Origin of the sequence: Kitasatospora sp. NPDC056800 (assembly GCF_042789775.1) — a bacterium.
In the GTDB taxonomy this organism is placed as follows: Bacteria; Actinomycetota; Actinomycetes; order Streptomycetales; family Streptomycetaceae; genus Kitasatospora.
The window spans coordinates 28,763-41,721 of record NZ_JBHUAL010000058.1 but is presented as its reverse complement, the minus strand read 5'-3'; the positions used below and the strand labels follow the sequence as shown (position 1 = coordinate 41,721).

Genomic DNA, 12,959 nt, shown 5'->3' with positions numbered 1-12,959 from the left:
GGTCTCCGACCGGCCGACGGGACCGGCGGTCACAGGGGCATGCCCTGCCAGCCGCCGAGGTTGGTGGGCGTCGTGCCCGTGCGGAAGTAGACGCGGCCGTCCGTGCCGATGGCGAACACGTACAGGGCACCGCCGCCGTCGACGATCGCGGTCGGGTAGTCGAGGACGGTGCCGCCGAGGTCCTGCCAGGCGCCGTAGCCGGCGTTCGGCGCGGTCTGGGCGGTGGTGCTCACACCGCCGCCGCCGTTGCGCTCGAACAGGACGACCCGCCCGCCGAGGTTGGCCATCGCCGGCTCGCCCACGCCCTTGTGGCCGCCGAGGTCGGTCGGGGACTGGCTCCACGGTCCCCCGGGCCGGGTCTGGTAACTGACGAGCATCGCGCCGGTTTCGGCCTCGCGGTAGGCGAGTTCGATGCGGCCGTCCTGGTCGAGCGCGGCCTTGGGCGGGCTGGCCGGCCGGGAGTTCGGGATCGGGCCCGGGCCGTTGATGGCGTCGTTCGGAGCGGTCTGCCACCAGTTGACGACCCCGTCGCGGGTGCTGGCGAAGACCTCGATCCTCCCGACGCCGTTGCGGATCGCGGTGACCGGGTCCTGGATGTCGATGCCGTGCAGGTCGTCCCAGGTGGTCGTCCAGGCGCCGTTCGGGCTGGTCTGCCGGATCGCGCTGAGCCCGCCGCCGCCGTTCTTGACGAAGAGCTCCAGCCGGCCGTCCTGGGAGGCGACCACCGCGGGCACGCCGACCTGGCCCGCGTTGACGAGCCCGGCGTTGGGGTTGCCGAGGTCGGCCCAGCCGTCCCGCCACACGCCGTTGGGCGTGGTCTGCGGGACGGAGACGATGTGGTGGTCGGTGAGGCGGCGGGCGAAGACCTCCATCCGGCCGTCCGCGTTGGTGCCGACGGCGATGCCCGGAGCCAGCCGCCCGCCCGGGTCGGCGAACCGTGCCGGGCCGCCCCAACTGCCGTCCCCCTGGCGCCAGTACGTGTAGAGGGAGCCCGCCCGGACGACGAAGACCTGCGGGCGGCCGTCCTGGTTCAGCCCGGCCCAGGAGGTGCCGCGCGACCAGCGGTAGTACATCCGGGAGAACCAGGCGGTTTCGTAGTTGCCCGAGTGGTCGTGGCTCGCGTACTCGGAAACGAACACGCCCTTGGTGCCGACCGTCGCCGGGTCGAGGTTCACCGGGCAGTCGCTGATGTTGTAGTCCCGGTAGTTCACCTGGACCAGCGAGCCGCCGTACTGGCTCGCCGCCATGCCCGCGAACTTCGCGGCGGAGATGTGGTCCGAGTGGTCGTCCTTGTAGCGGGTGTCCGGGAGTTCGTCCTGGGCCCGGAGCACGGTCGGCTGGTACGTCACCATGATCTGCCGCAGCACCTCGACGACGTCCGCCGCCGTGTAGGTCGATGGCCCGGACAGCGGGCTGCCCTTCGGGACGACCGTGGTGTCGGTGCCGCCGTTCAGCACGTTGGCGAGCCCGGCGTCGTGCAGGTTGAGGAAGATCAGGTGCACCGGCCGATCCTTGAGCATGTACCGCTCGACCTGTTTGCCCGCGACCGTCCACGCCTCGACCGTCCAGTGCCCGATCTCGTCGGTCGCCGGGTCGTTGTCGCCGACCCCGGTCATCCGGGAGTAGGCGTTGACGGCGCCCATCTGGCGGTTCCAGGTGCGCAGCGGGTCGCCGGCGGGGTCCCAGCAGCCGCCCGCGCACGGGTCACCGGTGATGTTCCCGGCGGTGACGAACACCGTGACGGACGGCGTGCCGTCGGCGAGGGCGTTGGACAGGTCCGGGTTCATGAACAGGATGTCGTCGTCCTCGTGGGCGACGACCTGCATGAACAGCGGCCCGGAGCCGGCGGCCATACGTGCGGCCGCACCCGTACCCGTACCCGTGGCCGCGGAGGCTCGGGTCGCGGTCCCCTTGGCCAGGACGGGTGCGGCGAGGGCGGTCAGCGCGAGGGAGGTGAGGAGTTGCCGTCGTCCGATTGCCATGTGATGTCCCCTCATTCGAGATTTCGAGGTTCGACAGGTGATCACGCCAGGAGGAGATTGGCGGATTGTCGGGGCGGAAAGTGCCCGAGACGGTATATCGCAAATTCCGTCAGGCGCGACAGTCAGCTGACGCACGATCAGGCCACTCCGCCTGCTTCCCGCCGATCTCGCCTGTACAGCGCGGTTTCTGCTGGAACTTCCCCATGGCTTCCGCCTGATGTTCCTCCTGGCGGAAGCCGGGCCGGCGGTGATTGCATGGTGGATGGCGAGCGGTCTCCGAGATTTCTCGGCGCATTCTCGGACCTCCTCCTCCGGGAAGCGGATCGCCGCCATTTCCTGGTCACCCGAGCCATGCGGGAAAACGGTCTTCCGTACCCGGCGAAAGGACTCCTGTGCACGTCGCCCACCGCCCACCGCGGGGCCGCCTGTCCGCCATGACGGCAGCCGCCGTCGTCCTCGGCGCGTTCGCCGCCCTGCCGCCCGCGGCCCCGGCGAACGCGGCCGCCGGCTGCGGGCAGGTCCCCGCCGCGCTCCCGCCAGGCCCGGGCGCGCCGCGCCCCGAGTCCGCGGCCTGGACGGGGAGTTGGGGTACCGCCATGAGCCTGGCCGGACCGTCGGCAGCCTCGGGCGTGACGGGGCGGCAGACCCTGCGCATGGTCGTCCACACCAGTATCGGCGGCAGCTCCGCCCGGATCCGCCTGGTGAACACCTTCAGTCCGGACCCGGTGACCATCGGGCACGTCACCGTCGCGGCCCAGGAGCGGACTTCGGCCCGGATCGGGAACCCGGCCACGGCGGCGGCCACGCCGGTCACCCTGACCTTCGGCGGTTCGGGCCGGACCGTCGTCCCACCCGGCGGCGAGGTCTACAGCGACCCCGTCGCCTTCCCGGTCGCCGCGGACGAGAACCTGCTGGTCAGCCTCTGGCTGCCCGACAAGGTCACCACCGCGCCCTACCACCCGTACACGCTCACCACCTCCTACACCTCCGCCCCCGGCGACGGTGCCGACCGCACCCAGGACACGGGCGGCGCCAACCTCTCCACCCCGTACGCCTACTGGGCCTTCCTGGCCGGCCTGGACGTCACGGCCGCCGGCAGCGACGGGACGGTGGTCGCCCTCGGCGACTCGCAGGTGGACGGCGGGCACACCGACCAGGACTCCAACACCCGCTGGACCGACGACTACGGGCGCGCCCTCAACGCCCGACCGACGCCCGAGGGCGTCGTCAACAAGGGCATCTCCGGCAACCGGATCCTCACCGACGGGACGGGAGGACGCGTCGGCTTCGGTCAGAGCGCGCTCAACCGCTTCGACCGGGACGTCCTCTCCCAGACCGGAGTGCGGAGCGTCGTGCTCTACGAGGGCATCAACGACATCACGATGGACGACGCCTCCGACTCCGCGCTCGAGTCGGGCATCCAGCAGCTGGCCTCACGCGCGCACGCGGCCGGGCTGCGCTTCACCGTCGCCACCATCCCCGCCTTCCAGGGCCACGCCGACTACACCGCCGCCCGCGACCGGGTGCGCCGGTGCGTCAACGACTGGATCCGCACGACGACGGCCATCGACGGCTTCCACGACTTCGACCGGGCGACCCGCGACCCGCTCAACCCGAGCGCCGCGTTCGCCGGTTACGTCTCCTCCGACCACCTGCACTTCACCACCAACGGGAACGCGGCCCTCGCCGAGGTCCTCGCCCCGCGGCCCGCCCCGGCCAGCCCCTCCCACACCTTCTCCCAGACGACGGCCGGAGCCTTCCACGGCAAGGGCACCGGCGACCTCGTCGCCCGCGACGACTCGGACGGGCACCTGTACGAGTGGGCGGGGCGGGGAGACGGGTCCTTCGCGGCCAGGACCGACCTGACGGCCGGCTGGGGCGCGTTCTCCCAGACCACCGCCGGTGATTTCCGGGGGACGGGGCACGCGGATCTGATGGCGAGGGAGGACGCGACGGGCAACCTGTACATGTGGCGGGGTAATGGGGACGGTACTTTCGCGGGCCGGGTGCTGGTCACTGGAGGATGGGGTCCGTTCTCGCAGACGGTCGCCGGTGATTTCCGGGGGACGGGGCACGCGGACCTGATGGCGAGGGAGGACGCGACGGGCAACCTGTACATGTGGCCCGGTAACGGGGACGGCACCTTCGCCGACCGGGTGCTCGTCACCGACGGGTGGGGTCCGTTCTCCCAGACGGTCGCCGGTGACTTCCGGGGCACCGGCCGCGCCGACCTCATCGCCCGCGACGACACCTACGGCGTCCTCGACGAATGGACGAACACGGGCGGAGCCTCCTTCTCCCACGCCCTCCGGCTCACCGACGGCTGGTGACCGGCCGGTCGGCCCCGTCCAACTCCTCCGACTCGTCCTGCCCGGCCGATGCGCTCGCACGGGACCACCGTTCGCAGCGGCGGCCCACCGGGCGGGGCGGCTCGCCGACGGCGAGGAGGGCGGCCACCACCGCACCGACCCCGGCGCGGCGGTGGCCGCCCTACGCCCGACGTGGAACGGGTCGCCTCCCAGAGGAAGGCCCTGGCGGACCTCCCGAGCAAGGCGGGACGCGTCCTGTCCGGAGAGAACGCCGACCGCCTGGCCTCCGCCGTACAGCACCTGGTCGCCGTGCTGACCGCCGTCGGCATCGACTGGCAGCCGCCCGAGCCCCCGGCTGGCGAGATCAAGAACCTGGCCACGGCGGCCCTCAAGCCGAACGAGATCAGCGCGGCCCTCGCGCTGTTCGCCGGTGCCCGGGCCGAACCGAGTTGGTGATCACCGACTGGTGCCGTACAGTCGGGAGCACGACGCGGGGTGGAGCAGCTCGGTAGCTCGCTGGGCTCATAACCCAGAGGTCGCAGGTTCAAATCCTGTCCCCGCTACCACGAACGCCGAAGGGGCGGACACAGTCACGTGTCCGTCCCTTCGGCGTTCCTCGACCTCTACTGAAGGCGCCGGTTCTTCGGTGCGCCAGCACGCCGGTTGACCTGTTGATCGGGGGATTCCAGCCGGTTCCGGACGCGGCGGCGGAGATTGCCGATGGCGAGACGCCGAGCCGCTCGGCCAGGTCGGTCGGCGAGTGATTGCCCCGGCCGAGCTCGTCGTTCCGGTAGGTGTCGCGGGCGATCGTTCCCAGGTCGACAATGGCCCACGTCGCCAGTACCCGGTAGCCCTCCCGCACCCGGAACTGGGCTTCGATCGCCCGGATTCCCGAGGGTGCGGCTGGCGGCGAACGGGGTACCGGCGGCGTCGGGAGGCGCCGTGAGCGGGCGGTTGCGCTGGACGCTGCCGCCGAGACCGGGGAGGAAGCGGCGGCCGGCTCCCGTGCTCGGGCTGCGCGACATCGGCCGGTTCGCCGTGGCGGGTTGCGGGTACCGGTTGACCTGCTGCGGCGGGAAGAGTGCCCTCCCGCCGAGGGGCGGTGGCGAGGTGTGCCCCGGGCGGGCCGGGGCACACCTGCGGGAGTCCGGCGTCAGCAGGCCACCACGGTGGAGACGGTGGCGGTCGAGGCGGGCCAGCCGGGCTGGTTCACCGAGAAGGTGTTGCTGACGGTGGCGCCGCACGGGGCGCTGGAGAAGACGCTGCCGACCTGGTTCGAGCCGGCCTGGACGAGGACGGTCGGGTTGACGGGGGCGAGGGGGGCGCCGCCGACGACCGTGCCGGAGACGGCGAAGCCGACGGACTGGGGCTGCCAGGACGGGTCACCGGCCGTGGCCACCCCGTAGAAGCGGACCTGGTTGCCGGTCACCTCGACGCAGGCTCGGGTCAGCAGCGGACCGGGCGCGCCAGGGGTGCCGCAGGTCACGACCGCGCCGACCGGCCCGGCCGGCGCGGCGGCGGCCCCCTGGACGGTGGCCAGGGTGGTCAGGGTCGCGGCGGTGGCGACGGCGATGACGGTGGTCTTCATGGGTGTCTCTCCTCGGGGGCAGGGATAGGAGGATGGGCGAAATGTGAAATGTCACATTCCTTTGATGTCAGCATGGCAGTCCCCCGCACCCCGGGGTGCGGCATCCGGGAAGAAGGCGACCTTCCGCGGGTATCGGCCACCGAATGACCGGAATGGCCTGTCGGTGATCGCGCAAACCCCTGGCCCGACCCTCCCGGGCGGCCGAACCCCCGACCGGGAAAGCAGGGTTCGGCGCCGACGGGTGCGGGGCACGTAGCCCTCTCGCACCCGCACTGCACCGCGGCCGGAGCGGTCGCCGGCGACGGCGGTAGCTGACGTCGCGGCGGTCGCCGCCAGTGTTCAACTCCTCTGCCTGGGAAGAGACTTGCCGACCGGTCCAGGCATCGCCTTGCGAGGTCGCCGCGTACAAGTCCACCGGCCGCCCGGTGCCCGGCCGGCTCGCGGCCGGCGCCGACCCCACCCCGTACGACGGCTGACTGCGCGGGTACATGGCCGCGGTGGGCGTCGCCTGCGGTAACGGCGGGGGAGTGGTGGTGGTGTGAGAGTCCCGCTGGATCGGCGCCGCCCCCACGGCCTGCCCGTCGTCCGGGAGCCGCCTGTCCAGACCGATGTCTGGGCATCGCGCTGCACCCGGTCCGGGCGACGGTGGCATGAGGGACCAGCGGTCGGACGGTGCCGGCCGTGTTCCCCCGGGATTTGTGAAGGCCGGGGCGCCGTCGAGGGCGGCGTGGCAGGATCGGCGGCACAGTCACGTTGAGGGAGGGTTTTGTGGCTCTGAGTCACGATGAGTGGGTGCTGCTGGAGGCCGTCGCTGCCGAGAGTTCGGGCTGGCTGGCCGGGGAGCTGCCTCTACAGCGCCGGATCGCGGAGCACGGGACCGTGCGCCGGCTCGTCGGAGCGAAGGTGTGCGAGTTCGCGAGTCCCGAACTGCTCGACGGTCTCGCCGTCGGCGAAGCCCGCCCGGCGTGGGCGGTTCGCGTAACCGGCCTGGGGCAGGACCTGCTGCGCTACCGGGCCCTGCGGGACCGTCCAGCCGAGCAGCCCGTCGTACCGGTGGACGACTGCGTGCCGGACACCACGATCAGCGTGCGTGCCTTCGACATGCCCCTTCTCCACGCCGTCCGCGAGGAGGCGAAGGCCGGCCTCCTCCCCGGGGTCGACGCCGACCTGCTGGGCGCGGCGATCGCCAGGGCGCGGACCGTAGAGGGCTCCAGCCGGCGCAGCGTGGACGTCACCGAGGCAGAGCTCGCCGTGATCCTGAAGGTGTTCTATCTGGAGTCCCTGCGGGGTGGCGGTGCTGCCGGCTACCGGCACGTCCTGCGCTCGTCGCCTCTGGCGAATGCCTTGAGGCCCGATCCGTACCGCCCGGAGGCGACCGTTGTGCGGCCTCGCGCCGCTGATTCCGCCGTGCTGGCCCGCTAGGGTCGGGCGGGCTTCTCCGTGATGCCGATGCCGGTGGCGACCCGGGCGAGGACGTCTTCGGCCTGGTGGTCGCCGACGTAGGCCGGGACGGTGGTCGCCGCGTTCCGGACGGGTGCGCCCAGGTCCTCTCCCAGGCCCTTCGCGGTACCCGCGGATGCCCGCAGGTCCGCTGGTCGGATCGGCGGGCACGGGTGGAATTCAAACAGAATGCCGGACCCTGTTGACCGTGGGGCTGATGTTATTCGAGGCTTTTATTCGCCGATTCTAAACATTCGCACCGGTGTTTAAATTGCCGCTTCCTGTTTCTATTCTCCGGATATGGCGAACGGCGTTTTCCACACCGCGTACGGCATCGAGATCAACCTGACCATGCCCGACCTCGGCCATCCGGGTCGGCCCGGCCTGCTGGAGGAGGTCACCACCCCGATCGACCGGCGCGAGCGCGAGCTCCTGGAGTGCCTGGAGCACCACGGTGACGGCGCCTGCCAGGCCGAGGAGGACGGCCGGTCCCCGTGGATGACGATCCGCCGCCGGACGGTCGGCGGCCGCACCGTCTGGGTGGCCGCCCACCTGCCGGTGCGCCACACCCCCACCCCGGAGGAGAGCGCGAAGCACCAGGCGATGAAGGAGCGGATCGCCCGGGCCGCCGAACGCCACGGCCACCGGGCCGAGATCGAAGCCCGCGCGACCGACGGCCGGATCCGCACTGACGTCCTCGTCACCGGCGACGACGGCCGGCGGATCGGATGGGAGGCCCAGTACTCGCCGATCACCGCCGACACCGTCCGCCGCCGCTCCCGCGCCGCTGCCGAGCACGGGATCGTCCCGCTGTGGGTGACCGACACCGACCGCTCCGCCGTCGTCGAGCGGGCACCCTGGGCCCGGGTCGACGACTTCAGCTGGAAGGAGATCGCCTCCCCGCTCGCCATGGTGGTGCGCGCCGGGGTGCGGCACCTGCAGCAGTGGAAGTGCCTGCCGGGCAGTGTGCGGCCCTGCCCGGTCAACGGCAGCTCCTGCGGGCGCTTCCACGCCGAGTGGTTCCTGCCCGCGCTGTGCCTGCCCGCGAAGGCGCCCACCGAGGTCGACCAGCTCGTCGTCGCCAGCGCGGACGGCGAGTTCGTTCCGATGCGCATCCCCGACCAGCACGACCCGCGCTCCGTCTCCCGGATGTGGGTGCCCGCGGTCGATCGGGACCGCTGGCACGACATGTTCGGCCCCGACGAGGACGAGGACTCCCCGGCCGAACCCGGGGCCGGGGACGCCGGCATCACCTACACCCGCCAGGAACTCGACGCGACCTGCCGCTACGGCGAGGAGACCTTCACCTTCAACGACCCCCGGCCCCGGCGCGGGAACTCCGCGGGCACCGGCCTGCACATCTTCGACGAGGTCCCCGAACGGCTGTTCACGGTGCCCCGGCAGGACCGCCGGCTCGACGCCACCGAGACCCAGCGCCGCGAAGTCGCCCTCGCCCACGGCTGCGAGCCCTGGCAGATCGGCCCGTGCGCCGGCTGCGGGACACCGATCCGCCGCTACGGCGACACCGGCGTCCACGCCTGCGAGGCCTGCCGGGCGAGGACCGCCCGACGGTGAGCACCAGGACCAGCACGGTCGGCTTCCACAGGACCGCCCGGGGACTCGGGGGCACGCGGTGGGCGGGGCGAGGCCGTCCCTCCGCCACCCGCCGCCCGGTACCACCAACCGTGCGGCCGGCCCCCTCGTACGGGCCGTAGTTGCCGCCGGTGCGGGCGACGCTCTTCCGGGCCCCGCGCCCGCCGAGCAGCGCGGCCCGGGTGGCGAAGTCCGGCAGCAGCAGGCGCGGCGCCCGGCGTCCGTACAGCGCGGTCGGCAGTCCTGCCCCGTCAGGCCCCGGCGGTGTGCCACCTGGCGCTGCCGCCCCGTTCAGGGGGTGTCGGCGGCGCAGCTCGCGCAGCAGTCGGTGTCCGGCGAGGGTGCGGGCCGGGGCACAGAGCAGTCGAGTGGGAGTACGTGGTCGGTGACGGGGCGGTGCGGTATCCGTGAAGTTCGACCTCCCGATTCCCAGTAGCCATCGGACGATAGGGTTCCGTCCATGGAGTTCCAGGTCCTCGGCCCCGTGTCGGTCAGCGGGAGCGACGGGCCGTTGCCGCTCGGGCCCGCCAAGCGGCGTAGCCTGCTCGCGATGCTGTTGCTGCGGGCCAATGTCGCGGTCTCGGTCGACACGCTCACCGAGGCGCTGTGGGACGACGAGCCTCCCCTGCACGCGCGCACCGTGATCCAGGGCCATGTCTCTCGCCTGCGGGCACTGTTGGCGGGTGTCGACGCATCGGCGTACGGCGTCGAGCTGAGCACGCGCGGCTCCGCGTACCACCTGGAACTGCCGGAGACGCTGCTCGACGCCCACCGCTTCGACGGCCTGGTGGCGCTCGCCCGCCGTGCCACCGACCCCGGTGACCGGGCCGCGCTGCTCACCGAGGCGCTCGCCCTGTGGCAGGGCCCCGCGCTGGCCGGCGCCTACCCGTCGCCGCTGCTGCGCTCCGCCGCGCACACCTTGGACGAGGCGCGGCTCGCCGCGGTCGAGCTGCTCGCCGACACGTACGTCGCGGGCGGCGAACACGAGCGCGCCGTCCAGCTGTTGCGGCCGGAGACCGGGGCCCATCCGCTGCGCGAGCCGCTGGCCGCCCGACTGGTCGAGGCGCTGCACCACGCGGGGCGTTCCTCGGAGGCCCTGGACGCCTACCACCGGGCCCGCCAGGTCCTCGCCGACCAGCTCGGCGCCCGTCCGGGCGCCGAGCTGACCGCCGCCTTCACCGGCGCGCTCGGCCCCGAAAGCGCCCCCGCGGTCCGGGTCGAGACGCCCCAACCCGTCCTGGAGTCGGTGCAGTTACGGCCCAACCTGCTGCCTCGTACCCCGCGCGGATTCCACGGCCGCACCGTCGAGAGCGCCGCGCTGACCGCGGCCGCGGCCGGACCTGACGGGCCGGTCGTCGTGGTCACCGGGCCCGCCGGGGTCGGCAAGACCGCGCTGGCCGTGCGCTGGGCGGCCGACCGGCACTCCGACTTCCCCGACGGGACGCTCTACGCCGATCTGCGCGGGTTCAGCGACACCTCGGACCCCGAACCGGCCGAGCTGCTGCGGGAGTTCCTCGTCGCTCTCGGCGTTCCACCGCGCCGGATGCCCGAGTCGGCGGACGCCGCCGGTGCCCTGTTCCGCTCGCTCACCGCCGAACTGCGCCTGCTCGTCGTCCTCGACAACGCCCGTACCTCCGCCCAGGTGCGCCCGCTGCTGCCCACGGGACCCGGCTGCGTCACCGTCGTCACCAGCCGTGCCCGGCTCGCCGGTCTCGTCGCCTCCGACGCCGCTCGCGTCCTCGCCCTCGACGTCCTCGCCACCGACGACAGCGTGGCCCTGCTCACCCGTCTCCTCGGCGAGCACCGAACCGCCGCCGATCCCCAAGCTGCCCGCCGTACAGCCGAGTTGTGCGGCGGACTGCCGCTCGCGCTGCGGGTCGCCGCCGCTCGGCTCGTGGAACTCCCCGCCCTCGGCCTCGCCTCCTTCGCCGACCGGCTCGCCGACGAGCGCCAGCGGCTCGAGCTGCTCGCCGCCGAGGACATCGGCGTCGCCTCCGCGCTGCGGCTCACCACCGCCCACCTCCCCGCCGACGCGGCGCAGCAGTTCACCGCGCTCGGCCATCACCCGGGCACGCACGTCGACCGGTTCAGCGCCGCCGCGCTCGCCGGCACGACCCCGCCGGACGCGGCCCGCGCCCTCGACCGCCTGGTCGCCGCGCACCTGCTCACCGAGACCGCCCCCGGCCGCTACGTCCTGCACGACCTGGTCCGGCTCTACGCGCGTGGCCAGAGCCGCGACCCGGCCGCCCGCGCCGCGGCCCGGCTGCGCCTGTACGACCACTGCGTGGCGACCGCGCTGTCCGCGTCCGAGGCCGCGGAACCTGGCGGGGAGCCCGCCTTCGTGCAGCCCGATGACTTTCAACAGCCGCCCGCAGTACGGGACTTCACCAGCCGGGAGGAGGCGATCGGCTGGTTCGCCGCGGAACGCGACGACCTCGCCCTGATCGCTGCCGCGGCCAGCGCCGAGGACCGGCCCGAGCGGGCCTGGCGGATCGCGGTGACCCAGTGGCCGCTCGTCGTCTGGCGGGTCCTCGCCGACTGGGCGCCCACCCTGGAGGCCGCCCTCGCCGACGCCCGCTCCTGCGCCGACCCCTATGCGGAGGCCCGCGTCCTGACCCTGCTCGGCTGGGTACTCGCCGAGGAGGGCCGCACCGCCGAGGCCGTCCGGCACCTGCGCGTCGCACCCGAACTCGCGGCCTGCGCAGGCGACGTACTCGGCGAGGCCACCGCCCTGGTCAACCTCGCCGCGGCCCTCCCCGACGACGAACCCGGCGCCGCCGAAACGGCCTGCACCCGAGCCCTCGCGCTCGCCACCGAGGCCGACGACGCACACACCCGGATGCTCGCGCTCCAGCACCTGGCCCGCATCCACCTCGGCGCGGGCCGCCACCGGCAGGCGTACGAGGCGGCCGAGGTGGCGCTCGGCCTCGGCCCGGAGCACGAGGCGGTCGCCCGGCGGGTGCTCCTGCGCACCTGGCAGGGCGAGGCGCTGGCCGGGCTCGGCGACACCGTGGCCGGGCGGCGCTGCCTCGCGCGGGCCGCGCTCGAGGCCGAGCGGACCGGCTACGACGCGGGCGCCGTCACCGCGCTCGATGCCCTGCTGCACATCGCCGACCAGGACGCACTGCCCGAACTGCGGCGCCGGCACGCGGCGGCACACGCCAGGATCCGGGCGCGTTAGCCAGGCGTTAGGACCGCCGCCGCGCTCGTTAGTGATCTGCCAGCGCGCCGCAACACCCTCGTTCCTGCAAGGGGAAGCGACCTCGTACAGGATCGCGACCCACGAACGAGAACCGGGGGAACCAGCCATGCGCACCACCACCCGTCCCACCCTGCTCGCCGTCGGCGCCGTCGCCGCGCTCGCCCTGTCCCTGACCGCCTGCAACGACGTCAGCGGCACGCAGGACAGCGGCGCCGCCGGCACCAGCGCGTCAGCAGCCGCCCCGTCGGGTTCTACCTCGGCGTCGGCGCCGGCTGCGGCCTCGGCTGCGGCCTCGGCATCGGCTGCGGCCTCGGCGCCGTCCGGGGGCAAGACGAGCACGAGCGGTGGAGGCAAGACGTCCTCCGGCACCGGCGGGGGCGGCGTCACCGCGGCCTGCACGACCAAGAACACCTCGGTGGCGTTCCTCCAGTCCTCGGGCCACGCCAGTGACGCGCAGCCCGCCGCCGCGACCCTCAAGATCACCAACAGCTCGGGCGCCCCCTGCACCATCGTCGGCCCGACGACCGTGGTCGCCGCCGACGACCAGGGCAAGGCGAGCCCGGTCTCGGGGGACAACTCCACGGCCGGCTCGGCAGCGGTCGACATCCCGGCGGGCGCCGCGGTGGTGGCGGACGTGCTGTACAACGACGTGAACGGCGAGGGCACCGCGTCGGCCCGTTACACGTGCGCGGTGCAGGCGTCCCACGTCAAGGTCGCGCTGCCCAAGGACGCGGGCACCACGGTGAACGTGATGAAGGCGAACGGCTCGCCGGGCGGCGTCTTCAGCGTCTGCGGCACCGACTTCAAGGTCGGGGCCTTCGCGGCACGGTAGCGCCTGGCGCGGC

At 73.3% G+C, this 12,959-nt stretch carries 8 protein-coding genes and 1 tRNA gene; 7 read left to right on the top strand and 2 right to left on the bottom strand.

All coding sequences use genetic code 11. The features are described from left to right. Positions 1-29 precede the first annotated feature (29 nt). Positions 30-1,982, bottom strand: coding sequence for a PIG-L family deacetylase (locus ACFRQN_RS15790; RefSeq protein ID WP_380740870.1), 1,953 nt, complete (start codon positions 1,980-1,982; stop codon positions 30-32). Between the two features lie 434 nt (positions 1,983-2,416). Between ACFRQN_RS15790 and ACFRQN_RS15785 the strand changes: the two genes are divergently transcribed. From ACFRQN_RS15785 to ACFRQN_RS15775, 3 genes are all read left to right on the top strand, one after another. Then, a complete protein-coding gene (locus ACFRQN_RS15785; protein ID WP_380740869.1) occupies positions 2,417-4,312 on the top strand; it encodes an FG-GAP-like repeat-containing protein in 1,896 nt (631 codons plus the stop codon). A gap of 171 nt (positions 4,313-4,483) precedes the next feature. Then, the gene (locus tag ACFRQN_RS15780) at positions 4,484-4,747 is read left to right on the top strand and encodes a hypothetical protein (protein WP_380740868.1); all 264 of its coding nucleotides are present in this window, start codon (positions 4,484-4,486) and stop codon (positions 4,745-4,747) included. 33 nt (positions 4,748-4,780) lie between these two features. Next, positions 4,781-4,857 (top strand) — tRNA-Met (locus tag ACFRQN_RS15775). A 587-nt stretch (positions 4,858-5,444) separates the two neighbouring features. Here ACFRQN_RS15775 and ACFRQN_RS15770 read toward each other — a convergent pair. Next, a complete protein-coding gene (locus tag ACFRQN_RS15770) occupies positions 5,445-5,879 on the bottom strand; it encodes a hypothetical protein (protein ID WP_117486174.1) in 435 nt (144 codons plus the stop codon). A 792-nt stretch (positions 5,880-6,671) separates the two neighbouring features. Between ACFRQN_RS15770 and ACFRQN_RS15765 the strand changes: the two genes are divergently transcribed. From ACFRQN_RS15765 to ACFRQN_RS15750, 4 genes are all read left to right on the top strand, one after another. Further along, positions 6,672-7,301, top strand: coding sequence for a hypothetical protein (locus tag ACFRQN_RS15765; protein ID WP_380740867.1), 630 nt, complete (start codon positions 6,672-6,674; stop codon positions 7,299-7,301). Positions 7,302-7,619: 318 nt separating this feature from the next. After that, positions 7,620-8,894: a hypothetical protein gene (locus ACFRQN_RS15760; protein WP_380740866.1), complete on the top strand. Its 1,275-nt coding sequence runs from the start codon at positions 7,620-7,622 to the stop codon at positions 8,892-8,894. A gap of 478 nt (positions 8,895-9,372) precedes the next feature. Then, on the top strand, positions 9,373-12,093 hold the full coding sequence (locus ACFRQN_RS15755; protein ID WP_380740865.1) for a BTAD domain-containing putative transcriptional regulator: 2,721 nt from the start codon (positions 9,373-9,375) through the stop codon (positions 12,091-12,093). Between the two features lie 127 nt (positions 12,094-12,220). After that, entirely contained in the window at positions 12,221-12,946 is a 726-nt protein-coding gene (locus tag ACFRQN_RS15750) for a DUF4232 domain-containing protein (RefSeq protein ID WP_380740864.1), read from the top strand. Positions 12,947-12,959: the final 13 nt, after the last annotated feature.